The 25,839-nt window shown below is 41.5% G+C and carries 18 protein-coding genes; all 18 read left to right on the top strand.

Going from position 1 to position 25,839, the window contains the following annotated elements:
• Window positions 1-58: 58 nt before the first annotated feature.
• The 18 genes from NSU15_RS26030 to NSU15_RS25945 all read left to right on the top strand — a co-directional run bounded on the left by NSU15_RS26030 (window position 59) and on the right by NSU15_RS25945 (window position 25,784).
• Entirely contained in the window at window positions 59-898 is an 840-nt protein-coding gene (locus NSU15_RS26030; protein ID WP_339288078.1) for a PRD domain-containing protein, read from the top strand.
• Window positions 899-1,104: 206 nt separating this feature from the next.
• Entirely contained in the window at window positions 1,105-2,127 is a 1,023-nt protein-coding gene (locus tag NSU15_RS26025; RefSeq protein ID WP_042130970.1) for an iron-siderophore ABC transporter substrate-binding protein, read from the top strand.
• Between the two features lie 8 nt (window positions 2,128-2,135).
• The gene (locus NSU15_RS26020) at window positions 2,136-4,193 is read left to right on the top strand and encodes an iron ABC transporter permease (protein WP_339288076.1); all 2,058 of its coding nucleotides are present in this window, start codon (window positions 2,136-2,138) and stop codon (window positions 4,191-4,193) included.
• 211 nt (window positions 4,194-4,404) lie between these two features.
• On the top strand, window positions 4,405-7,092 hold the full coding sequence (locus tag NSU15_RS26015) for a copper amine oxidase N-terminal domain-containing protein (protein WP_339288075.1): 2,688 nt from the start codon (window positions 4,405-4,407) through the stop codon (window positions 7,090-7,092).
• 198 nt (window positions 7,093-7,290) lie between these two features.
• Window positions 7,291-8,565: a MerR family transcriptional regulator gene (locus tag NSU15_RS26010; protein WP_042130969.1), complete on the top strand. Its 1,275-nt coding sequence runs from the start codon at window positions 7,291-7,293 to the stop codon at window positions 8,563-8,565.
• A 145-nt stretch (window positions 8,566-8,710) separates the two neighbouring features.
• A complete protein-coding gene (locus NSU15_RS26005; RefSeq protein WP_339288074.1) occupies window positions 8,711-10,528 on the top strand; it encodes an FAD-dependent oxidoreductase in 1,818 nt (605 codons plus the stop codon).
• 286 nt (window positions 10,529-10,814) lie between these two features.
• Entirely contained in the window at window positions 10,815-10,979 is a 165-nt protein-coding gene (locus NSU15_RS26000; protein ID WP_339288072.1) for a hypothetical protein, read from the top strand.
• A 223-nt stretch (window positions 10,980-11,202) separates the two neighbouring features.
• Window positions 11,203-12,129, top strand: a complete 927-nt coding sequence (locus NSU15_RS25995; RefSeq protein ID WP_042132474.1) for a DMT family transporter — start codon at window positions 11,203-11,205, stop codon at window positions 12,127-12,129.
• A 199-nt stretch (window positions 12,130-12,328) separates the two neighbouring features.
• Window positions 12,329-13,117: an isocitrate lyase/phosphoenolpyruvate mutase family protein gene (locus tag NSU15_RS25990; RefSeq protein WP_339288071.1), complete on the top strand. Its 789-nt coding sequence runs from the start codon at window positions 12,329-12,331 to the stop codon at window positions 13,115-13,117.
• A 7-nt stretch (window positions 13,118-13,124) separates the two neighbouring features.
• Window positions 13,125-14,177, top strand: a complete 1,053-nt coding sequence (locus NSU15_RS25985; RefSeq protein ID WP_339288070.1) for a trifunctional transcriptional activator/DNA repair protein Ada/methylated-DNA--[protein]-cysteine S-methyltransferase — start codon at window positions 13,125-13,127, stop codon at window positions 14,175-14,177.
• 207 nt (window positions 14,178-14,384) lie between these two features.
• Window positions 14,385-15,917 carry a response regulator transcription factor gene (locus NSU15_RS25980; RefSeq protein WP_339288068.1) on the top strand — a complete coding sequence of 511 codons (1,533 nt, stop codon included), beginning with the start codon at window positions 14,385-14,387 and terminating at the stop codon, window positions 15,915-15,917.
• A 25-nt stretch (window positions 15,918-15,942) separates the two neighbouring features.
• Window positions 15,943-17,748 carry a sensor histidine kinase gene (locus NSU15_RS25975; protein WP_042132473.1) on the top strand — a complete coding sequence of 602 codons (1,806 nt, stop codon included), beginning with the start codon at window positions 15,943-15,945 and terminating at the stop codon, window positions 17,746-17,748.
• A 15-nt stretch (window positions 17,749-17,763) separates the two neighbouring features.
• The gene (locus tag NSU15_RS25970) at window positions 17,764-19,302 is read left to right on the top strand and encodes a response regulator (protein WP_042130963.1); all 1,539 of its coding nucleotides are present in this window, start codon (window positions 17,764-17,766) and stop codon (window positions 19,300-19,302) included.
• A gap of 115 nt (window positions 19,303-19,417) precedes the next feature.
• A complete protein-coding gene (locus NSU15_RS25965) occupies window positions 19,418-21,121 on the top strand; it encodes a sugar ABC transporter substrate-binding protein (protein WP_042130962.1) in 1,704 nt (567 codons plus the stop codon).
• An 84-nt stretch (window positions 21,122-21,205) separates the two neighbouring features.
• Entirely contained in the window at window positions 21,206-22,177 is a 972-nt protein-coding gene (locus tag NSU15_RS25960; RefSeq protein WP_042130961.1) for an ABC transporter permease subunit, read from the top strand.
• Between the two features lie 59 nt (window positions 22,178-22,236).
• The gene (locus tag NSU15_RS25955) at window positions 22,237-23,139 is read left to right on the top strand and encodes a carbohydrate ABC transporter permease (protein ID WP_042132472.1); all 903 of its coding nucleotides are present in this window, start codon (window positions 22,237-22,239) and stop codon (window positions 23,137-23,139) included.
• A gap of 47 nt (window positions 23,140-23,186) precedes the next feature.
• Window positions 23,187-24,722, top strand: a complete 1,536-nt coding sequence (locus NSU15_RS25950; protein ID WP_339288067.1) for a glycoside hydrolase family 43 protein — start codon at window positions 23,187-23,189, stop codon at window positions 24,720-24,722.
• Between the two features lie 42 nt (window positions 24,723-24,764).
• A complete protein-coding gene (locus tag NSU15_RS25945; protein WP_042130959.1) occupies window positions 24,765-25,784 on the top strand; it encodes an endo-1,4-beta-xylanase in 1,020 nt (339 codons plus the stop codon).
• The last annotated feature ends 55 nt before the right edge of the window (window positions 25,785-25,839 follow it).

Here is a 25,839-nt window from a genome sequence, read left to right as displayed (position 1 = left end):
TGTTTAATGGTTACTTTTGGTTTTGCCTTTTTTAATTTTTGGTACAAGGAGTTGTAGCATGCAGATTGAAAAAATATTAAACAATAATGTAGTTACCGTCATAGATGATCAAAATATTGAATTGGTAATCATGGGGAGAGGCCTTGCTTTTAAGAAAAAACGAGGAGACATCTTAGAAGAAGACAAAATTGAAAAAATATTTACGTTAAACAATCAAAAACTATCAGATAAGCTAAAAACGCTTCTTTCCGAGATTCCAATAGAGCATATGGAGCTTTCAGAAGAGATTATCAACTTTGCCAAACTGCAACTCGGTAAAATGTTGGACGATAGCATCTATGTTAGTCTGACCGATCATATCAGCTTTGCATTGGAGCGATTCTCAAAAGGAATGAAGATTAAAAACGCTATGCTTTGGGAAATTAAAAAGTTCTATAAGGAAGAATACGAGGTTGGGAAAGCTGCACTTCAAATTATTCACTCAAAGTTCGGCATTATGCTTCCCGAGGATGAGGCAGGACATATTGCTCTCCATCTGGTGAATGCTGAATTAAATGAAGAGATGCCCAATATGGTGAATATTACGAAGATAATGAATGATATATTAAATATTGTGAAGCATCATTTCAGACTAGAATACGATGAGGAGTCACTCTCTTATTACCGGTTTATCACTCACTTGAAATTTTTTGCACAACGTCTCATCAACGGTACACCGCCGCCGGATAATGAGAATGGCTTATTTAATTTAGTGAAGGAGCAATACAAAGAAGCTTTTGCCAGTGTTGAGAAAATAAAAATCTATATTGATAAAACATACAATCGTGAATTAACAAATGATGAAATGTTGTATCTCACCATACACATCGAAAGAATTACCAACCAAAAAATGGAGTAATAGGACGTCCTAATGATCAAGGAAACCCTTGATTTATTAGGATTTTTTGTATGGGAAGGTCCTTCTATATAAAATTTTAACTTTGACTTTCAGCGGAATCACGTATAAGATATCTATTATGTTCTCTATGATAATCATTATCAATAGGATGATAACAATTATCATAGAATAAAACTTCGAGCGGTACATACAGGGGGATAAAGAGAATGCACAAAAGGTTAATTAGTTTATTTATGGTTATCGCTATCATATTGGTAGTATCTGGCTGTGGTACTAGCCAAAAGAATAATTCAACATCGAACGCGGGAGCAAATGACAAACCAGCTTCTGAAAATGCAAGTAGTGAATCTACAAGCGGTCCGATCGTATTAAAAGATTCTAAAGGCGAGGTTAAGTTGGATAAACCTGCGCAAAAGGTTGTAGTTCTGGAATGGACATTTACAGAAGATATTATTGCGCTCGGAATGCAGCCGGTGGGGAACGCCGATAACGAAAACTACAAGTTATATGTAACTTCTGAAGTACCACTCGATGCAAGCGTAACGGATGTTGGTTCACGCGACGAGCCGGATCTAGAGACCATTGCTTCATTAAAACCAGATTTGATTATTGCGAATACGGGTGGACACGAAGGAATTTATGATCAATTAAAAGGCATCGCTCCAACACTGATTTTCGGTCTGTATCCGGAAGAAGGACAAGGCAATCAGTATACGTTGATGGAAGATACTTTCAAAACGATTGCAGCGGCTGTAGGTAAAACCGCGGAAGGCGACAAGGTTCTTGCTGACCTGGATGCACATTATGCGGAAGCGAAGGCAAAGCTGGCTGAAGCAGGTAAAGAAGGCTTGAATTACGTGCTGACGCAAGCTTACAGCTACCAGAATGCAGCAACATTGCGTCTTTTTACAGATAACTCACTTGCTGTACAAACATTGGAGCGGATTGGTTTGAAGAACGACTGGAAACCCGAAAAATTCGAAGCTTACGGCTTCACTACATCAACGGTTGAAGCATTGCCGGCTGTTCAGGATACTAACCTGATGTATATCGTCCAGAAGGATGATAATATTTTCACGAAAGAGCTGAAGGATAATTCCGTGTGGAACGGCCTTAACTTTGTGAAAGAGAATCGTACTTTCGGTTTGAGCAGTACTACTTGGGTTTTCGGCGGTCCGATCTCCTCCAAAGTTATCGTGGATGAAGTTATAAATACATTAACGAAATGAGTGCTTTTATGAACGGGAAGAGCAGAAAAGAAGCCTCGAGTGGAATGATCTGGCGTATCATTGTAATATTTGGGGGCGGCCTTGCCGCCCTCTTTGTTCTGTCCATTCTAAGCCTAGGCTTCGGTGAAGCCAAAATCCCTGCAGCTACGGTGTTGGAGGGATTGCTGAATCGCCAGGATGTGATGGAACATAATCTGCTCTGGGATATCCGGATGCCGCGTACGGTGATAGGCCTACTGGCTGGGGCCGCCCTGGCTGCGGCTGGAGCATTACTGCAAACGATAACGAAGAATCCGCTGGCTTCCTCAGATACATTAGGGATTAATGCCGGAGCTTATTTTATGGTTGTCCTTGGAATGGTTACTTTTCCAGCTTTGCAGCATCAGTTCCCATTCTTGCTTGCAGTAGCAGGGGGACTGCTTGCCGCATTAGCCGCTTATTTGTTGAGCGGTGGTAAAGGGGCTACGCCTGTCCGATTGGCATTATCAGGTATGATTGTGTCTATGGTTCTCGGAGCTTTTACATCGGCCCTACATATTTTTAACAAGAACGAAACACAAAACCTATTCTTATGGGGCTCAGGCTCATTGATACAGCTAGATTGGGACGGTGTTAAGTATGCCTGGCCGTTTGTAATTCCATTGCTTATAGCAGCTATGCTCGCAGGTAGACAATTTGATGCGCTGGAGCTTGATGAATCCACTGCCCGCTCGCTTGGGCAACGTGTTGGATTGGCACGGGGTTTAGGTCTAGGTTTATCTGTATTATTGGCTGCGGTCGTGGTCAGCGTGGTCGGTCCGATCGGATTTGTTGGTCTAGTGGCTCCTCATCTGGTTCGGCTTAGTGGTATTCGAAAGCACCACCTGCTCATTCCTGCAAGTGCGTTGTGGGGAGCCCTGCTCATTACGGCAGCGGATACGCTTGCGCGCGTGGTTCGTAGCAGTGTAGGGGAGATGCCAGTTGGGGCAGTTATGGCGATCATTGGAGCGCCTTGGCTCATTTGGCTAGTCCTCACCAAGATGAAAAATATCTCAGGTTCAGGCTCTGGTCAGTCATCTATGAATATAGGCGGAACAGCGCTTCGGATGCGCTTTGTTCCGACGGTCATATGTATGACCGTCCTGCTCATTGTTGTTATCCTTGTGAGTTTGTCACTTGGGGGAACGAGAATACCAATCAGGGATCTGTTGAGCAGTCTTGTCCACAGCGGAGATGGATCGTATTCCGTCCTGTTGAATTTACGACTTCCGCGTACACTCGTTGCCGCTGGCGGCGGTATAGCTCTTGCCGTTAGCGGTGTCTTGATTCAAAGCGCTGTCCGAAATCCGCTGGCTGATGCCTCCATTATTGGTGTGACCTCGGGTGCTGGATTGGGGGCGCTAACTGTGATGATCGCTTTTCCGGCACTGACGGTAATAGCGGTCCCCATTGCAGCAATTGCGGGTGGTGCTCTAGCTGCAGCCTTTGTGTTTGTTTTGGCATGGCGTAGAGCCTTGAATCCATCTGTCCTTATTCTGCTTGGAATCGCTGTATCAGCCATTGCCTCTGCGGGAATACAGGTTATGATCGTCAAGGGGAGTTTATGGAGCAGCAGCTCCTTAATTTGGTTAACGGGTTCGACTTACGGACGAAGCTGGAATCAATTTAATAGCTTGTTTATCTTTTTGATTGTACTTGTTCCATTGGCTTATTATTTAGGACGTAGATTCGATTTATTAGCATTTGGCGATGAGAGTTCAACAGGTTTGGGTCTGTCCGTTCGCGGAACTCGACTTTGGGCTATGATTATCGGTGTGATGCTTGCAGCGGGAGCCGTTGCAAGTGTAGGAACCATTGGGTTCCTCGGACTTATGGCGCCGCATGCGGTACGGATGATGATTGGGCATCACACTAGACGATCTATTGTTCTGTCAGGATTACTTGGCGGATTGATGCTCGTGATTGCGGATACGCTGGGAAGAACCATAATGGCACCGAAAGAAATCCCATCAGGCCTTATTATTATGTTGATCGGAGCTCCGTATTTCCTATTTCTAATGTATAGATCACAGGTTAGAAAAGTGTAAATCTTCGCGAAGCTGAATAATTTGAGTACTGGAAGGAGAGAGCGTGGTAATACCGCGCTCTCTTTTTCTCTGAGTGCATAACCCGTCTTCCATCATGGACTGATGGGGAAGATTATTTTTTTGTAACCTATAAATCATGAAACTTTTATATACTTAGAGGCGTCAAATAAGTAGGTAAAAAATGTATTCGTCATTCCAGGAGGGTGGATTTGTGAAAAAGTTATGGATTTCAATTTTAGTGGTTTTAGTAGCCTTTCCGATGATGTTTCAATCTTCAGTGAAGGCTGCTACTCCGATCAGTATTATTATTGACGGTGTTCGATTGTCTACAGATCAAGCACCGGTAATGGTGAACGGGCGGACGATGGTACCGCTGCGGGCTATTTTTGAGGCCTTTAATGCCTCCATCAAGTGGGATCAAAAGGCACAAACTGTAACTGCGACTAAAGATAATACAACGATTATGTTAAAGATTGGCTCAAAGACAGCCACCATTAACAATAAGGCTGTAACGCTAGACGTGCCTGGTTTAAATCTGAAGGGGAGAACGATGGTCCCAACAAGGTTCGTCAGTGAAGCGCTGGGCCATGAAGTGGGATGGAACCCTAAGACGCAAGTTGTAACTATAACGACTTCTGCCTCGAATGTTGGAAACGCTGGACCAGTATCTAACATAGTAGCGCAGGATGTGAGTGATTATGGTGACGGTCGGGATCTTCAGGTTAGCTTCACACGAGCAGTTAATGAATCTCTAGTAGATCATTACCGTGTTCTGATTGTGAAGTCAGGGAATATTCTCAACCTGTCATCCGCACAAGCGGTAGCCTCTTACAATTATTCTACGGTATTACCGACAGGCACAAATCCTTCGATTAAATTAACATCCATTTCGAGGACTGTTGATGGTGATTCAATTAAGAATAATCAAGCGTATGTGGCGTATGTCTTGACGGTTGGCAAAGGAAGTAATACCAGTGCACTTTCTATTGGGTCCTCCTCTATAACACTAGTGAATAAGACTGTAACAGCAATAAATAATGTACAAGTAAATGATATAAGTGATTATGGGGATGGAAGAGATTTATCGGTCAGCTTCAATAAGCTGTCAGATGAGTCGAAGATAAGTTCTTATCGGATATTCGTTGTTAAAGGTAATAATTATTCGAATTTTAATTTAACCACAGCCAATAATGTATCTAGTGCGAACAGCACGCTAGTCAGTAAGACAGGGAATAATATCACTCAAATTTTATCTTCAGCATCCAGAGATACAGACGGAGCACTTCTTAAAACAGGCGTAAGCTATAGAGTGTTTGTTATGGCGATGGATAACAGCAATGCAGCTAATAATGTATTGTCTTCTGTTTCCTCTGCAATAACACTGACCAACATAGGTGTCTCTAACTTAACTGTCAGCGACGTTAGCAACTATAATGATGGCCGAGATTTAAGGGTGTCATTTACTCATGCGACGGACGAAACCTATATTAGCCAGTACCGGATCATGGTGGTTCCAACGTCATATTACAGCAGCTTTAGTTTAGCCGAAGCCAATAATGTAACAAATGCCAACTATACAGCGGCTAGTACAAATGGTACTTCAACCAGCCTAACATTGAGCTCGTCAGCCAGAGATGTACGTGGAGCTTTGATAAAGAATGGAGTCAGCTACAAAGTATATATCTTATCTATTGGAAGCGGAAGTAATTCAGGAGGGAATGTTCTTTCGAATGCTTCATCAGTAATTACATTAATTTATGATTCCAGTGTGAGCACAGTCTTTAACTTGAGTGTCAGCGATGTTTATGATTATGGAGATGGCCGAGATTTGAGAGTGTCATTTACTCATGCAACGGACGAAACCTATATCAGTCAGTACCGAATTATGGTAGTTCCAACGTCATATTATGGCAGTTTTGATTTATACGCAGCTAATAATGTAGTAAGTGGCAACTATACAACTGTTAGTACAAGTGGGTCTTCTACAAATCAGGTCTTGTATTCGTCAACTAGAGATGTTCTCGGTGATCTGATTAAGAGTGGGAGTAGCTATAGAGTGTATGTGTTATCTGTTGGAAGCGGAGGTTATTCGGATTCTAATGAGCTCTCTTCCGCTTCACCGATAGTTACATTGTTTAATAATTCCAGCCTAAAGGCTGTTACAAACTTGAATGTTAGCGATGTTAATGACTACGGCGACGGCCGGGATTTGCAGGTATCGTTTAACCACGCCACAGATGAAACTTACATCAACCAATACCGGATTATGGTGGTACCTACGTCTGATTACAGCAGCTTTAGCCTGTCTGATGCAAATAATGTATCCAGTGCTAATTACACCTCGGTAAGCACATCGGGCAGCAGTACCAGTCAAGTATTAGATTCTTCCGCCAGAGACGTACGTGGTAATTTAATAAAGGCTGGAATTAGTTATAAAGTGTATGTATTATCTGCCGGCAACGGAAATTATGCGGGTCCAAATGCAATTTCCGGGGAATCATCAGCCATTACGTTATCTGCGAATAAAAGTCCGGTGATCTCTGTAACAAATGTAACGTATAGAGAAGACAATGGTAGAATCCTGATCAGTTTCGACAAATCAGCCAATGAATCCAACATCTCAGAATACCGAGTATTGGTGGTTCCGTCTAAACAAGGGTTTGGTACGGCGGATGCACTTGCGGTGAATTCCTCTTATTATTCGTCGGTAACCCCTAACGGGACGAATCCTTCAACATTCACTGCGATAAGGGATGTTAACGGCAATTCAATTGTTAAAGGTATTAAGTATAAGGTGTATGTTCTTGCTGTAGCCAATAATAGCGGTATGCAGAATGGCGGTCTTTCAAATTCAACGGAGGAGTTTGAATTAAGCTCAGGGCGTGACGGAAGAGATTAAACGTACGATATGGAATTGGAATGAGACTTTTAGCTCTTTTAGCCTGGCCACTAATGGTCAGGCTTTTGTTTTATGTACATAATTTCCTTGAGTTTCATGATATAGTAGTGACCGAGAAGTTTGTGCTATTTTTCACAATTAATTATGTTACGATCCTGAAATCTTGTACCTCATATGACTAAAAAGGAGCAAAGAAAAATGAAAATTGGTGAATTCTCCAAAAAGAATAACGTGACGCAAGATACCATTCGCCATTATATAGATATGGGCCTTCTAGTTGCTGAAAAACAGGGCTGGCAGTATAAATTTAGTGAAGAAGATAGCTGTGATATCGAAAAAATTACGATGCTGAAGCAGTTGGATTTTTCGCTGACTGAAATTCAGGAGATTTTATGCTTCAATCGCATTGGCGGTGAAAAGACAGATGAGTTCAGAGATTTCTATTTATCCTTACTGGAGCGAAAAAAAGAGCAGAATCTGAAAGAACAGCAAAGATGTAAGGAGATTGACTTCCTCCTGAAAGATCGAATCAATGAGTTGAAAAGGTATGGAATCAGTGAAAAGAAAAGACTGGGATTTCCTCTGTCCTCTACAGGATTATTATATTGCCCTTGTTGCAAGCAAGCTTTGGAGATCAGTGACGGGATTGTAGAAAAAAGTATGCTGATCGAAGCTACTGTTCATTGTGAATGCGGTTACATTGCTGTGATAGAAGATGGAATCTACATCGATAAGAAGGCGGTAAGGAAAAAGATTGAGATCCCTTCGAAGAAAAAATTCCTCGAGGTGACTTCGCCGAAGTTTGTGAATTTTATGTATAACGGAACTCATACGATCATCGACTATATTTTAAACCACGGAAATAGCCCTAAATATATCATGGAGTTAGATAATTGTGTGGGTAGATTTCTAATGCAGTATATTGATTACCTGCCTAAAGGCTGCACTTATGTGCTTATTTGTCATGACAAGGACAGAATAACGAGTGTGAAGGATAATTTAGTGCAACAGCATGAGCATAGTAACTTCATCTTTTTCTGCTGTGCCATGGATCAATTACCGATTGCAGAATCCTCTATGGATATCATCATCGATCATTGGATGAGCAGAATATACGCTAAATCAACGAATAAATCCCTATTAGATATTGTATCGCCGTTTTTAAAAGAAGAGGGTCTTCTCACGGGTGCCTATCCTCATATCGGAACGAAAAGCAAGGACTTCATAAACATTCCGCTTGAATTAAGAGATTACTTTAATAAAAATAGAATATTGGAAAGATTGGATGCTTTGTATTTTTCACAGCTAGAGGTTGCAGAAATCGGTCCGGTTCTTGAGAACAACCCCTATATTGATATGAATGATAAAGAACAATATCTGATGCTGTATGCGGGCAGGAAAAAAAGTCAGATCGATAACATTTCACCTGCGAACGAATTTGAGCGGAAAAGAAGACAAAATTTGATTTCCTAAAATATTGGGTTAACCCCACACTTTTCTTTTTTTCGCGCTTTTTAATGTGCTTTTTTTCACAAAGTTCCCTTGACGTGGTGATGACCCCAGAATTTACACTCAGGGTAGTAATCATTACGTGCTTATAGATCAAGGGGGAACAAGAATGAAAAGGAATTTGAAAAGGGTAAGTTTGTTGTTATTAGGTCTTGTATTGCTGTTAAGTTTAGCGGCGTGTTCACCATCTGCTTCAGAGACTGCCACTAGTGCCAAGTCAGATACTGCCTCAGCTTCTGCTATGTATAAAGCAGGGACATATACGGCGACAGCCGCTGGTAACAATGGCGATGTGACGGTTGAAGTAGTGTTCGACGAGCAATCGATCGTCTCAGTTGTAGTGAAGGAGCAAAGTGAAACCAAAGGTCTTAGTGATACGCCGTTCGAACGTATTCCGCAGCAAATTGTTGAGAGACAGACATTGGCTGTTGATGCTGTATCTGGTGCAACGAACTCCTCGAAGGCAATTCTTACTGCAGTGGAGGATTGCGTCAAACAAGCGGGTGGAGATGTAGAGGCGCTTAAGGTGGTAGCTGTAACGGATGCTAAGGAGCAAAAGGCAACGGAGTTAACCACTGATGTTGTCATTATTGGTGGAGGCGGTACAGGGCTTGCTGCGGCTGGATCCGCTTTTGAGAATGGTGCCAAAGTTATCGTATTAGAAAAATTAGCAACGCTAGGTGGTTCAACAGCTTTGTCTGGTGGAGCAATCGGGGCAACGGGCACTCGTTTTCAAAAAGAGCAAGGCATTGAAGACTCACCAGAGTCATGGTTAGAGCTGTGGAAGGAACGTCAAAGCACAAGTAATCCGGAGAGTAAGTATCCAGATTACGATCGGGTGCGTACTTTTATGGATGCTGCTGTAGATACGACAGAATGGTTAGTAGATACCATGAATCATAAATATGCAAGTGTACAAGGTTATGGCGTTGATCCTGTAGCTCGCCTGCATTTTCCTGAAGCAGGTGGAGCAAGCTTAATCGCAAATATGGAAAAGACACTTAGGGATAAAGGAATCGACATCCTTACGGAGACCAAAGCTACCGAGCTAATCACGAATGATAAAGGCGATGTGATCGGAGTTACGGCTGAGAATGCTGAAGGCAAGCTGATCGTTCATGCTAAAAAGGTGATCATTGCTTCGGGTGGTTTTGCTAAGAGTGAGGAATTAATGAAGGAGTTCTTGCCAGAATTTGTTAAGAACATGGATATCAGTGCAGCAGGTGCAGGTAGTACAGGGGATGGAATTCTTATGGCAGAGAAATTAGGAGCTGCTCTTTATGAAGACCCATGGATCATCGGTTTAGGGATGACTGCTCGTATTCCTGGCTTGAGTGCCCTAGAGTGGGATACAACGAAGGTATATGTGAATGAAAAGGGCGAGCGTTACATGAATGAAAATAGCCATTACGCCCTTGTAACAAATAAGGCTGCTAAGAATGAACAAGTGTGGGTGGTTCTCGATTCTAGTGTTGCTAATGCGGAAGTGATTAAAACACTGGAAGCTAAGCTTCCAAGTGATGAGATTGCTACTGGAAATACTATTGCAGAATTATCTTCTGCCATGCAGCTACCTGGAGATGCACTAGTAACAACGATGGATACTTTCAATGCAGGCGTCACTTCAGGCAAAGATGCTTTTGGAAAAGAATCGGCAACGCTTGTTGCAGTGAACAAAGGACCTTTCTATGCGATTAAGAATTACCCTAGAACGATGGGGACTTTTGGCGGCTTGAAAATTGACGAGAACTATAGGGTTGTAAAAGAAGATGGATCTATCATTAACAATCTTTACGCAGGCGGAGAAGCAGCCAATCGTTATTTGTACAATCAAGTGTACATGACCGGTAGTGCTGTGCAATATGCCCTAACTAGCGGTCGACTGAGCGGAGAACATGCTGCCAAAGCAGTTGTCGATGGAAAATGAAAATAACAAAGCCTGTGATCCACTGCTCTGCAAGGAGCAAGAGGATCACAGGCTATTTACGTTGTAAAACTTTATGATCAATTGAAGCTTTGATAAGATGAGTTGTCAGAAGATAACGTAGAATGAGCCTATGAGGAGAATTTAAATGATCACACGTACATGGCATGGGATCGTTCCATTTGATAAAATAAAACAGAAGTTGAAGAGGCTCTCTCATTAGACGGGAATATAGGTGCAAACGTAAAAATTGCAGAAACAAGATAAGTGTGTTCACTTTTTTTTGTGTATGGTATGGTCATCTTGGGAAGCTGTTCATTTGTTTGCAGGCAGTAGACCAATTATTGCAGTTACCTATCCTGAGGATGATAAATATGGTTCAATCTCTCATCTCATTGTTATAAACGAAGAAGTTCATTTTTCAGCCAACCCTTTTGAAATGAATGCTTTGTAAACATTTCAAGTTGACACCCTGTGTGATTTATCATATTATAATTCGTGTTGTTATAAGTAAATAAACCAAACTCTATCCAGTGGATGGAGTGGCGGAATTTTGTCAAAGATGTATTCTTTGGTTTCAGTCGCCCCTTGTCATTTCGATGACAAGGGGCTTTATTATGTGATTTGGACGGTCCAATAGGAAGGTTCAACAGAAAGGAAAGAAGATTACGATGAATATGAAGTTACTCAAATATGCTTTACTAGTATTTGTAGGTGCATGTAGTTATGGATCGCTCTCCACGATCGTTAAGCTTGGAATGAATGATGGCTTTAGAATGCAGCAACTGGTTGGGTCGCAATACTTTTTTGGATGGTGCATGCTGCTCTTGTTAGTTGTGTTATTTTCCCGAAAAAAACTCGGGTTAAAGGTAGGTGCTTCGTTATTAGGCGCGGGGATTACCATTAGTATGACGGGTATTTTCTATGGGTTTGCCGTTGAACAATTACCTGCTTCGATTGCGATCGTGCTCTTATTCCAATTTACTTGGATTGGTGTGATTCTGGAGGCGATTGTAGATAGAAAATGGCCTAGTCGAGAGAAAATAATTTCGATGGTTATCCTTCTGATAGGAACCATACTAGCTGGGGGGATTCTAGAACCTAGTGTAGGCGAAATGACTACGAGTGGTATTGTTTTCGGTCTGATGTCTGCGGTGTCTTTTGCTTTCTATATTTTTGTTAGTGGTAGAGTGGCTACGCAGGTACCTGCAGTGAATAAAAGCTTGTATATGACTACAAGTGCAATGATTATTATTATGGTTGTTTTTTCGCCTTCCTTTATTTATGACGGAGCACTTACAGATGGTCTTTGGAAGTATGGTCTTCCTTTAGGGCTGCTTGGTATAGTTATTCCTGTACTCTTCTTTTCTATTGGTGTTCCGAAACTGGGTTCAGGCCTGGGAACGATTCTTGGTGCGGCGGAGTTGCCGGCAGCTGTAGTCGCCTCCGTATTAGTTTTGCAAGAAGATGTATCTTTGCTTCGCTGGGTTGGAATTTTCGTCGTTCTAATTGGAATTGCGGCACCACAAATCATCCCGATGCGAACAGGGAAAAAGTCACCCAAACCATCCCCTAAACAACCACTACGTAAAATAGAGCTTTAAGTGCAAACTGGCATCGAGATATGAATCATGTCCTTACAGGATGAGATCATTCCTCGGTGCTTTTTTTTAAAATATAAGTGTGTATATCACCGAAAGCGTTTATGCTTGTACAAAAAAAGATTGGTGTTAATTTTTCTGGTATGACGGATCAATGCCTATTATATAGTGGTGCTATTCTATTTAATGGAGATGACCACTGATGAACAGAATTGACTATGACTATTTTAAATCTCTGCACAATCAACAGAAACCGCTAATGCTATATAACTGTTGGGATGTAGCTTCGGCCAAAGCGATAGCAAAAGCAGGTTCAAAGGCTATAGCCACAAGCAGCTTCGCAATGGCGGATGCATGGGGGTATTCGGATGGCGAACAGCTCTCATTTGAGCAGCTACTGTGGTCTGTTTCTAGAATAGCAGAACATGTATCTGTACCATTGACGGTAGATATTGAGGGTGGGTATGCTGTAGATGAAGAGTCCTTAGCCAATAACATGGAACAATTATTCCAATTAGGCATCTGCGGGATCAATTTCGAGGATCAAAAGGTGAATCATCCGGACGATGAATTATGGGCAATCAAGGAGCAGAGTCAGCGAATTCAAACGATACAGCAAGTAGCAGCCAAGCTTCAGAAGAACGTATTTATTAACGCCAGAACCGATCTCTTTTTCAAAAAAACGAAGCATTCGCTGGGTCTAGTAAATGAAGCTATAGAACGTACCTATGCTTATGCTGAGGCTGGGGCAGACGCGATTTTTATTCCGGGGTTGACTGAGCAAAGTTTGATAGAACAATTTGTGCAAAAGTCGCCACTGCCTGTAAATGTTATGGTGATGGATGGTATGATTTCTAATGCTGAATTGCAGGAGCTTGGCGTAAAAAGAATTAGCTATGGTCCATATAGTTACTTTCAAGCACTGCATCATCTTCAAGACGATGCCCGGTCCATTCTGCAGCCACCCGCACATTATTTAGAAATGAGCTAACGACACTATGATCACGAATAAACAGCAAATCGATAAATATTATGAGATGTTAGTCGAAAAAAACTCCAATTATGAAGGTGTATTTTTTGTCGGCGTAAAAACAACAGGCATCATGTGCAGGCCAACTTGTCCGGCTAAAAAGCCTTATAAAGAAAATTGTGAGTTTTTCGCAACAGCCAAAGAAGCCTTGTTAGCTTCATATAGACCGTGTAAAAGATGCCAGCCTTTGTCCAATCCCACGAAAATGTCCTCAGAAGTAAAGCTTCTTGTTGAAGCTATAGAGCGTAACCCGGAAAGGAAATGGACAGATAAAGATTTTGATGAGCTGTCAATTAGTGCAAATACTGCACGCAGACAATTTAAGAAGCAATTCGGAATGACCTTTATTGAATATGCACGTTCTAGACGTTTAGGACTGGCATTCAAACATATCAGGAATGGGGATTCTATCATTAACGCACAACTGGATAGCGGGTACGATTCGAGTAATGGATTTAGGGATGCCTTTTCACGAACGATGGGCACCGTCCCGAATCACTCCAAGCAGATTAAAGTGCTGCACTGTACCTGGATAGAAACGATATTAGGGTCTATGCTTGCGATCGCAGAAGAAGAGTACCTTTTACTGCTGGAGTTTGTAGACCGAAAGGGACTTGAGAATGAAATCAAGAAATTACGCACACGCTTAAATGCAACGATTTTGCCTGAAAAGGTTGCTGTGCTAGAGCAAATTGAAGAGGAATTAAATCTTTATTTCGAAGGAAAACTTATAGAATTCAGAACGCCGATTCGTTATCTTGGATCTGATTTTCAGCAAAATGTATGGAATCAACTACGAAGAATTCCTATAGGTCAAACGGTTTCGTACAAGGAGCTTGCAGAGAATATAAATCACCCTTCGGCTTGCCGCGCTGTAGCAAGGGCTAATGGAGCGAATCAATTATCGATCTTGGTTCCATGTCATCGAGTGATCAATAGTAACGGTGAATTAGGAGGCTATGGCGGCGGTATTGCAAGAAAAGAATGGTTAATCAATCATGAGAAAACCATTAGTATGTAGGGCGTAAATCAACTGAAAATGTATTGAATACGATGTGTCTGAAAGTCTGGATACATCGTTTTTTATTGTTTTTTTAAGTGAGAAAAGCACTAGTTCAAGCAAAAGAAGGAAATTTTATGCTATCACAACAATATCCAATTGTGATAGCATAATATATATTTTCATAAGAAAGCGCAGCCTTATCTTAAGGAGATTGGAGCGAACATCATGCTGAAGGTTATGATCGTGGATGATGAGCCCTGGGTACTTGAAGGGCTGAGAACGATGATTGATTGGGAAAAATACGGCTTTGAAGTGTGCGGGGAAGCCCGTAATGGTTCAGAAGCGATGAGACTTATTCAAGAATATAAACCGGAATTGGTCTTAACGGACATTAATATGCCGGTTATTAATGGTCTCGAGCTTATCACAAAGCTGAATGAATTGATGCCTAAGCCTCCAAAATTTGTGGTATTGACCGGATATAATGATTTTAAATATGCACACACGGCATTGCAACAACGAGTGAACGACTATTTATTAAAGCCTATTGATGATGAAGAAATAGAGTCATTATTAAGCAGGATTACGCCTATGATTCGAAATGAAATCGCTTCCAATGAAGAGCTTGATAAGAAGCAATTTTTTATCGTAAACAATATTATCAACCGTCTAATTCAAGGTGAGTGCAACGAAAATTTAGAGCTTCTAACCCAGAGCACGTTGAAGCTTCAAGCGAATGCAGAATTAATGTGTATTCTTATCGAACCAGCCACATCTTTGAATCCATTTCTTCCACGAACTGTCGACTACTTTCCTCAGGAAAGTATACATTTCTTTCAAGATCGATCGGGAAGAACAGGGATTATTCTTGAGTCTGCTTCTATTGGGAATGAGAGTCTGGATGCTATCGTCAACCAGATTCGTTCGGATTTTGCTGAACAATCACATGAGCCGGTACTCCTGGCGATTAGCACTAGGGGGGTAGGCGTGTGTTCGATTCGAGAAATTTATATGCAGGCGCTTGATGTATGGAAACGCAAGACACATCAGCAGAAGAAGGGGGTTTTTTATTATTGTGAGCTTAGGGCTCTAAAGAAGAATGAACACCATGAGGATCACTTCAAACTGCTGCTGGATAAGGTCCTGGCAAACGATATAGAACAGATACAGCCATGTGTAAAAGAAACGTTTGCTGTTTTCGTAGAGAATCTATTGACGATTGAAATCGTGCAAGCCCAAGTGGCTCATTTGGAGCTTACAATTTGTACACTTATAGCCCAAATGAATGGTACTCCAGATACGATGATGATAAAGATTCAGCAAGAATATGGAAATTTAGGGGAGTTAAATGATTATTTTGCATTAAGCCGCTATGTTCAAAGTCTTTCTATGCTGGCGACGGTCTATTTATCTGAATTAGAGCAGCAGAATGAACAAAATACGATTTACAAGGTGATTCAGTATGTGGATCGTGAATTTCGGAATAAATTGAAGCTTCAGGATTTAGCACGGCAATTTCATATCAATTCTACCTATTTGGGACAGCTTTTCAGGAAACAAACGGGTCAGGGCTTTAGTGAATATTTAAATGCCAAAAGGATTGAGGAAGCCAAAAGTCTGCTTAAGCGAACGCAGCTGAAAATATCGGATATTGCGGTGCAGGTGGGATTTTCAAATACAGACTATTTTATAGACAAGTTCAAGCTGATTGTAGGGGTAGTCCCATCCGTCTATAAAAATGAAAATAAAAACCAATAGCTCTAAGGGAAGCAAGGTGTTTCGTATGGAGAGAAAAAAATTCAGATTTAGAAAAGTAGTCAATGACATTCCACTGAACTATAAATTTTCCCTCATTTATATTATAGGTGTGCTTCTCCCTATCATTATTATCAACCTTGTTTTTTTGGATCGGATTTCCGATTTGATCAAATCCAGAGAACAGCAAAACTTAGAAATCTCTTTAGAGAGGGCCAGAAAGGATATTCAGGATTTCATTGAGGGTGGAGTAGCAGTTAGCTATACGCTGTCCTCCGATAAGAATCTGTATGAATTGCTAGAGCGGAGGTATGGGAGCTTGATCGAATTTTATGACACCTTCGACGAACAGCTTCGAGATCGGATGAACAGTTATATGCCAGTTAACAATCAGCTTGAACGAATTACTGTATTTACGAATAATGACTCCATTTTTTCTGGTAGTAACTATCAGGTCATCACGGACAAGGTAAGGGAAAGTGAGTGGTATAAGCAGTTCAGTACTGCGAATAAACATATGTTTCTTGCTGCTTATCAAATGAGCGCAGCGCCTAATGTGGCTTCTAATGCCCCCTATTTAAGTGTAATTGAACGAATGGATGTATACAGCTCACTAAATACCTATGAGAAGCTGCTTAGAATTGACCTGGATCTCAGTAAAATATATGACATTATAATTAGAGAAAAGGATTATTTGAGTCTTTACCTGGTTAACGGGCAGGATGAAATCATTATGTCTGCTCAGAGCGGTTATCAGAGAGGTGCGAAGGATCCTTATCCTGTATTCGAGCTTCAGGATGATGAGCGCAAGGAAGACATACATATTGTACCCGTTGGCGGAGCTAGTTATATAAAAAGCTGGCGAATTATAGGGGTTACGCAGGGGGAGCGTATTGCTCAGGCGATTCTGGAGATTCGAATTTATGCGGGTATTTTGGCGTCCATTGTCACCTTGCTCACAACCGCCTTTTTATATGTGATGTTAAGATCCTACAATTATCGGGTGAAACGGTTGTCTAGGCATATGCAGAAAGTAACGAATGAGAAATTCGATCTTATTCAAATCGATGAAGGACAAGATGAGATTGGTGACTTGATTCACAACTTTAATAGAATGACCACTAAAATTAATTCTCTAATTAACGACGTATACAAACTAGAGATTCAAAAGAATAACCTGGAGATGGAAAGAGTAAGGGCTGAACTGAATTTTTTGCAAAGTCAGATGAATCCCCATTTTCTCTTCAATACTTTAAATGCCATTTTAGTGGTCTGTACCAAAAATAATTATTCGGACGTTACAGACATCATTAAGAGTTTATCCAAGTTGCTCAGAAGACTACTTAGCTGGAAAGAAGATCTCGTTACATTGGAAGAAGAAATGACGTTCATTGAGATGTATCTGAAAATAGAAAAATTCCGGTTCAGAGATAAATTTGATTATCAATTTGAGATCGATGAGCAGTCGCTGCAATATAAAATTCCAAAGCTAAGCATGCAGCCTTTAGTAGAAAATTCCTGTAAGCATGGCCTGCAGGCCATAGAAGGACTCGGTATCATTAAAGTAAAGACGGAAATCGAGGATAGTCGTTTGCAAGTTACGATTTCAGATAACGGTAAAGGGATCGAACCAAGCCAGCTTAAAGAGATTTTATTTAATGTTCAAAATGAAGAAGCGTCCTCAGGAACGAATATCGGAATCCGCAACGTGTATCGCAGACTGGAGCTATATTATGAAGATCAGGTTCGCTTTGAAATTAGCAGTGTCCCAAATGAAGGAACTGTTGTCGCGTTTGGCATTCCGCTAAAGCTCCTGGAACGAAAAAATAGCTAGAAGGTGAGGGAGCCTATGAAATACAAAGTATTGTTGATCGATGATGAGCCTAGTGCTCTTGAAGGGATGCAGCTATGGATAGACTGGCAGGCGCTTGGCTTTGAAGTATGTGGAACCTCCAGTAATGGCAAAGAGGGCTTACAGTTAATAAAGCAGCTACTGCCGGATCTTGTCATTACCGATGTAAATATGCCGCTAATGAATGGTCTGGAAATGGTTTCCGCCTGGCAGCAAGAGGAGACTAAACCGATTAAGTTTGCCATACTAAGCGGTTATAGTGAGTTTGAATATGCTAAGACAGCTATACGTTATGGCATTAACCATTATCTGATGAAGCCGCTATTCGAAGAAGAGGCGTCAGAAGAATTGAAGGAGATATATCGGGAATTAGAACAGGAAACTCAGAAGCGAAGCTTAAATCAAATGGCAAACTCAGAGGAGGTTGTCTCTCTTCTTAAGAGCATATTGAATGAGAAGGCAGAAGATAAGTCAGACTTTACAGTACTTACACGTCTATCGGAAGACAAAAGCCTTTGGAATATTTGTTTACTACAGACAGACCCAACGATGTATACGGAAATCAGAGAGAAAGCAGTAGCTCTCCTAACGAATACGGAATCGATGTTTCTGATCGATCTGGAGGCTTATTGCTTTGGAATCGTATACGGCTATCCTTCGGAGTCTGATGAGGGTGCTGCAATATATCATGCAGTAGCTCCCTTGCTGAATGAACACCCTAAGCAAGCCATGTATATTGCAGTAGGGGATAGCGTGGGCTCTTTGCTTCAAATAGCGAATAGCTACCGAACGGCGAAAGAAGCGCTAATGTATTATTTTTATAATTCGGATCATTCAGGATTCTTGACCTATCAAGGAACCAAAGATAGTCAGTTCAGCTATCACTATGATCAAATTCAACTGATGGATGACTTAATGAGACCCATTAACACACTGGACATAAAAGGCTTTAAACAAGCTGTGGGCTTAGCCTCTCGCAGTTTTCGTGAGATGCGCATTGCTCCTGAGGTTGTGAAGAAGATCGTTATTCATATTATGTATAAGATCGTTGAGTTTACTTCGAAAGCTAGTGAAGTTCAAGTATCCTCCCTGTTAACCCAAATAACAATCCCCGAAATGCGGGACTCGATGATGAAGTTGAACGATTTAATGCGTAATCTTTTATCATGTGGTGAGGCGAGTATTGATATTCTTCTAAAAGAACAAAGCCAAAAATCACAGGGGATTGTACAGGAAATCAACAACTATATTGAAGCGCATTATCACGAAAATCTTACAATTAAAAAGCTGTCGGAGGTATTCTTCCTGCATCCAGTGTATCTGGGACAATTATTGATCAAGAAGAATGGCATTCATTTTAATGAGCAGTTGCATGACCTCCGAATTAAGGAATCTGCACGTTTACTTCAACACAATAAGCTCAAAAACAGTGAGATCGCCGAGAAAGTAGGATATTCCAATTACAGTCAGTTTCTCAAACAATTTGAAAAAAAGATGAAGATGAGCCCTAATGAATTTAAACATGCGAATACCTAAACTTTTTGGGGGTATACCTTTAGTTCTGGCGTATTATCAATGGCATCATCACCTCTATAATTTAACTTGTAAGGGCTTACAATATGGTTTCACCAACAAAATATGGAGGTGCTTTATGGGGGGCAAGTCAATATCAAAGTTCAAACTTAGTCTTATTGCTGTGTTATCCCTAAGTTTTGCTCTAGCAGGGTGCGGTGGAAATAACAGCGGTAATACTGCTAAGGGGGAAAACAAACCGGCAGAAACAACAGCTGCAACTGCAGCTGGAACCGATGACAAGAAGGTAGAGCCTTTTGAAGTTAGTATCTTTCTTGGAGAAGCTGGTCAACAACCAACACCAGATAACAAAATTTACAAGATGATCAAAGAAAAAACAGGTGCATCATTCAGTTTCGAATTCTTGGCAGGAGATCTTAAACAGAAGCTTGGTGTTATGATTGCCGGTTCGGATTATCCGGATCTGATGAGTTCCAATACCCAACTGACGGCAGCAGGCGCATTTATTCCTCTTGAGGACTTGATTGAAGAACACGCTCCGAATTTGAAAGCGCATTACGCAGCTTACTGGAACATGATGAAGGATCCAAATGATGGACACATTTATACACTTCCAAACTATGGTGCGTATAACGGTGAGATGAATACAACTTATTACTCGGGCCCAGCTTTCTGGATTCAGAAAGCCGTACTTAAAGATGCCGGTTATCCAACCGTTAAAACTTTGGACGAGTATTTCGATCTTATCGTGAAATATAAAGAGAAAAATCCAACCATTGATGGTCAACCAACAATTGGGTTTGAGATTCATAACAAAGACTGGAGAAACTGGGGATTGTTCAACGCTCCTCAGCATCTGATCGGGCATCCTAATGATGGCGGAGTAGTAGTTAAGGATAACGTAGCAGAAATCTTTGCGGATAAAGACTATGCTAAGCAGTACTATAAAAAGCTTAATGATATGAATGCGTTGGGTATTATTGACAAAGAAGCATTTGTAATGGATTATGACCAATATTTAGCTAAATTGTCTAGCGGAGCCGTACTGGGAATGTTTGATCAGCACTGGAACTTCCAGAAAGCAGAAGATTCACTCAAAACACAAGGGAAAGATATGAGCACTTATGTAGGTTTGCCTCTTGTATATGATACTAACACCAAAGATTATTATCTGGATCGCCCTGCTCTTAACTTGAATAATGGATTCGGGATCACTGTCAATGCTAAGGATCCAGTGAGAATCCTTAAACTTATGGACACATTAATTCAAGAAGATTGGCAAAAAACCCTCACTTGGGGGATTGAAGGCGAAGATTATCAAGTGGAAGACGGTCGCTTTATAAGAACCCAAGAACAACGGGACAACGCAGTTGATGCAACATGGAAGCTAAGTAACAAAGCAGAAGCTTGGTATGCTACTGCTCCTAAAATGCAAGGATACTTTGCAGACGGTAACTCAACGGATGCGGCAGCCCAACCGGAAGAATATAAAGCAGGGTTGGAAGCGTATGACAAGGAAGTCCTTGACGCATATGGATTCGACAGTTATGTAGATTTCTTCAGTAAGCCTGGACCGAACCCAGTGGCTTACCCAGCTTGGTCGATAGATCTAGTTGAAAATTCTCCAGCAAAAATTGCTGATACGAAGATGGGAGAAGTTAAAACCAAGTACCTGCCAAAAGCAATCTTGGCTAGCCCTTCCGATTTCGATAAAGTTTGGACTGAATTTGTTGGAGAACTTCATAAAGCGGATATCAAAGCCTACGAAGATAGAATCAACGAACAGCTTAAATGGAGATTTGATACTTGGAGTGTAAAATAATTTAAGTTTGCTTAAAATCAGAAAGTGGTGGCTTATTAGCCAACCACTTTCTGAAATATATGGATGATGTGGGGAGAAGACTATATGGATGAGACCTTAACGGGAAAAACAGTAAAGCGGCATCCTAAAAGAAAAAAGAAGCAACCTATTACTTGGTCTTTGATTAAGAATCAGAATCAACTAATTTGGATGTCCGTTCCATTGCTACTTTATATTGTACTATTTGCGTACGTACCTGTTTGGGGATGGACCATGGCTTTTCAGGATTATAAACCAGCTAAGGCATTTGGCGAACAAACGTGGGTTGGCTTGAAGCACTTCAAGGCAATATTTACGGACGATACCTTTCTAAGGGTATTTAGAAATACATTGGCAATGGGTTTAATTAATTTCATTCTAGGATTTATTACTGCGATAGGATTAGCCTTACTTCTTAATGAAATCAAAAATGTATTTTGGAAAAGAACCGTGCAGACTATATCCTACTTGCCGCACTTTCTCTCTTGGATCATTGTAACAGGGATTGTAGGTGTCTCCCTTTCGGTTGGTAACGACGGGATTATCAACATCTTACTCATGAAATTAAATCTTATTGACTCACCAATCCTTTGGCTCAGTGAAGGAAAATATTTCTGGGGTATTGTGGGTGCTTCAACCGTCTGGAAAGAGGTGGGATGGGGTACAATCATCTACTTGGCTGCTATTGCTTCTATAGATCCAGCTTTATATGAGGCTGCTGAGATCGATGGGGCAAACCGGTACAGAAAAATGTTCAATGTAACATTACCTGGAATTAAACCAACCATTGTAATCCTGATGATCATGTCCATAGGACATGTACTGGATGTCGGATTTGAGGTTCCGTTCTTGTTAGGGAACGGTCTTACTGCAGACTGGTCGGATACGATAGATATATTTGTATTGAAATACGGAATTGGGCAAGGGAATTATTCCTTAGCCACTGCAGGTGGTATATTTAAAACAGTCGTAAGTGTAACGTTGCTGCTATTAGCTAACTGGACCTCGACGCGGCTAGGGGAAGAGAGGCTGTTATAATCATGGAGAAAACTCAATTAATACCTCAGAAATCTCCAAAAAGTAATGTCGGAAGACGCATGAGAAATATAGGTCTTGAACCAGTATTGTTCGGTACCTTTAATACTGTATTTATGGTGTGTATAGTTATAGTTACCTTATATCCTTTTTTAAATACTATAGCAGTTTCATTGAATGCGGGGAACGATACGATCCGTGGCGGCATTTATCTGTTGCCTAGAGAGTGGACCATACAAAACTATAAAGCTGTTTTTGCCTCAGGTACCATTATTCCTGCTTTTTGGATTTCGGTAGCACGAACAGTGTTATCTACGGTCCTGAATCTATTCCTAACCACAATGCTTGCTTATGCTTTAAGCCGGAAAGAATATGTTTTCCGCAAACCGATTACCATTATTTTCGTCCTTACCATGTATTTTAATGCGGGTCTGATACCAAACTATTTCCTTATTAAGGAGCTTCATCTGCTCAACTCGTTTTGGGTATATATAATACCGTCCATGCTAAGTGCATTTAATATGATCGTTATTCGTACTTATATTGGTAGCTTGCATGAAAGCCTTATGGAATCCGCGAGAATTGACGGTGCCGGGGAGTTCAAAATCTTTATGAAAGTAGTCTTCCCTTTATGTAAACCTGTTCTTGCTACCATCGCCCTCTTTGTTGCAGTAGGTGCATGGAACGCATGGTTTGATGCTTTTATCTACACCTCTTCCCGCCAGCACCTCAGCACATTGCAGTATGAATTAATGAAACTAATACAATCTAGTATGAATGCGAACAGTAACGCAAGTGTAGCTAACGGTCAAGGGGTGACTGCGGAGTCAGCAGGATCAATGGTTACTCCAAAGTCCATTCGTGCAGCAGTTACTATCGTTGCCTCCGTTCCAATTTTGCTAGTGTATCCATTCATGCAGAAGCATTTTGTAGTTGGAATGAACGTGGGAAGCGTGAAGGAATAAGCAGCTTACAATCACTATTAAGGAATAGGAAGGTTGTTTGTTAAACTATGAACCAATCCCTAATCACATACACAAATCCAATACTTCCAGGCTTTTATCCAGATCCGAGTATTACACGGGCTGGAGACGACTTCTATTTGGTTTGTAGCTCCTTCGAATATTTTCCTGGGGTACCTATCTTTCACAGCCAGGACTTAATTCATTGGACACAAATTGGTCATGTGCTCAATCGTGAAAGTCAGCTAGATACACGTAAGAGCAAAAGCTCTGGAGGTATATTTGCACCAACGATCCGGTATCATGAAGGAACGTTTTACATGATAACGACCGAAATACACGGGAAGGGGAATTTCTATGTTACGGCTACGGACCCAGCGGGTCCGTGGTCAGACCCGATTAGTATTCCTTATGGAGGAATTGACCCTTCTCTAATGTTTGATGAGGATGGAAAGGTATATGTAACCACCCAGCAGGGGGAAGATTATGACTCCCACGCCATTCAATATGAGATTGATATTGCTACGGGCGCAGCTTTAACAGAACCAGTTGTCATCTGGACTGGGGATGGTGGACCTTGGACGGAAGGACCACATTTGTACAAAATTAACGGAATGTATTATATCATGTCTGCTTCAGGCGGCACGGCAAAGGAACACCGAGAAATTATCGGTCGTTCTTCCTCCCCTTACGGTCCTTTTGAAAGATTAGAGCAACCGATATTGACCCATCGCGGGACTGATAGTCCCATTCAGTATTTGGGTCATGCCGATTTGATTGAGGATCGTAATGGGGATTGGTGGGCTGTATTCCTAGGTGTCAGACTAGTAGATTCAAAATATACTGTCCTAGGGAGAGAGACTTTCCTTGCTCCTGTAAGCTGGGATGAAGACGGCTGGCCTATGATCGATAATAATGAAGACACTGTCGGGCTGGAGATGAAGGTTCCGCGTGTACCGGGTCATTCGCCAAAACCTGAGACTAGCGGAAGATATGATTTTGATGACCCTGTATTGCCATTGGGATTATCCTTTCTGCGGAATCCGGCAGAGGGAAGCTGGTCACTAAGCCAACGTCCGGGTTTTCTAGCTCTTCGAGGGCAATCGAAAGACCTTAATGAAGTGGGTCAGGTAGCCTTTATAGGCAGAAGACAGCAGCATACTTCAGCTGAATGGAGTACATTACTGGATTTTAACCCTACCGTGGACGGTGAAGAGGCTGGACTCTGTGCTAGATTGGACGAGAATGCACATTATGAAATTGCACTATCGCAAAGAAATGGACATAGAGTGATTACAGCTTATTTAACTGTTGATGGAACAACACATGTGGCTGCAGAGATTCCAACCATTGCTGGGTGTTTATATCTGAAAATTCGGGCGGAGCTAACGGAATACACTTTACTTTATTCTTTGGATGGTCAGGAATGGATCGAGCTATCTAGGGCTCTAGCCTATCCATTATCCCCTCAAGCTGTCAAAGGAAACGGATTTACCGGTGTTCTTGTTGGCTTATATGCGACAGGACATGGCAAAGTGGCGGGGGTTCCTGCTTACTTTGATTGGTTCGACTATCGATCATCATGAGTAGAATGCTAAATATGTACGCTTTTGTAGGGAGGGAAATTGATGAGACAAGCTAGCGATTACTCAGAGCCTGCACTAAAGACAGTGTTCTCGGAGGATTTCAAAATTGGCGCAGCGGTCAACCCATTTACGATACAATCACAGGAGCACTTGCTTGCTTATCATTTCAACAGTATAACTGCTGAGAATGAGATGAAATTTGAAAGTCTACATCCACTTGAGGATATTTATAACTTTAGGGCAGCAGACCAGCTAGTTGCCTTCGCCCGAAAACATAAGATGGCGATGCGCGGACATACCTTGGTCTGGCACAATCAGACTACGGATTGGTTGTTTGAGGATAAGAACGGAGGACCTGTAAGCAGAGAGATTTTGCTTGCACGAGTCAAATCACATATTCAAACCGTTGTAGGACGTTATAAGGAAGATATTTATGCTTGGGATGTTGTGAATGAAGTTATTGCCGATGAAGGAGAAGAGCTTCTTCGCCATTCGAAGTGGCTCGACATTGTTGGCCCGGATTTTATAGCTAAAGCGTTTGAATTCGCCCATGAAGCTGATCCTAAGGCATTATTATTCTACAATGACTATAATGAATCCCATCCCTTAAAGCGTGACAAAATCTATGAACTGGTGAAGTCGCTATTGGATCAAGAGGTGCCGATCCATGGCGTCGGATTGCAGGCACACTGGAATCTATACGATCCGAATCTTGATGATATTCGTGCTGCGATTGAGAAATATGCCTCGTTAGGACTGCAGCTTCAATTGACTGAGCTGGATGTATCCATGTTCCGTTTTGAAGACAAACGAATGGACTTAAAGACAGTACCTGCTGATCTGCTCGAACTTCAAGCAGATCGATATGAAGCGATGTTCGCACTGCTGAGAGAATACCGCGACGTGATTAGTTCAGTCACGTTCTGGGGAGCAGCGGATGACTATACCTGGCTAGATGATTTCCCTGTTCGTGGCCGGAAGAACTGGCCCTTCTTATTCGATGAAGAGCATCATCCGAAGCCAGCCTTTCACCGTATTATCGGCTCTGCCCCAAAATTATAGAGCGGGTAAGCTGCTCAAGTAGTAAATAACCCGTCCTTATATTGAATAAGGGCGG

Origin of the sequence: Paenibacillus sp. FSL E2-0201 (assembly GCF_037963325.1) — a bacterium.
Taxonomy (GTDB): Bacteria; Bacillota; Bacilli; order Paenibacillales; family Paenibacillaceae; genus Paenibacillus_AQ.
The sequence above is the reverse complement of the archived record's forward strand: the minus strand, read 5'-3'. Positions and strand labels throughout refer to the sequence as shown.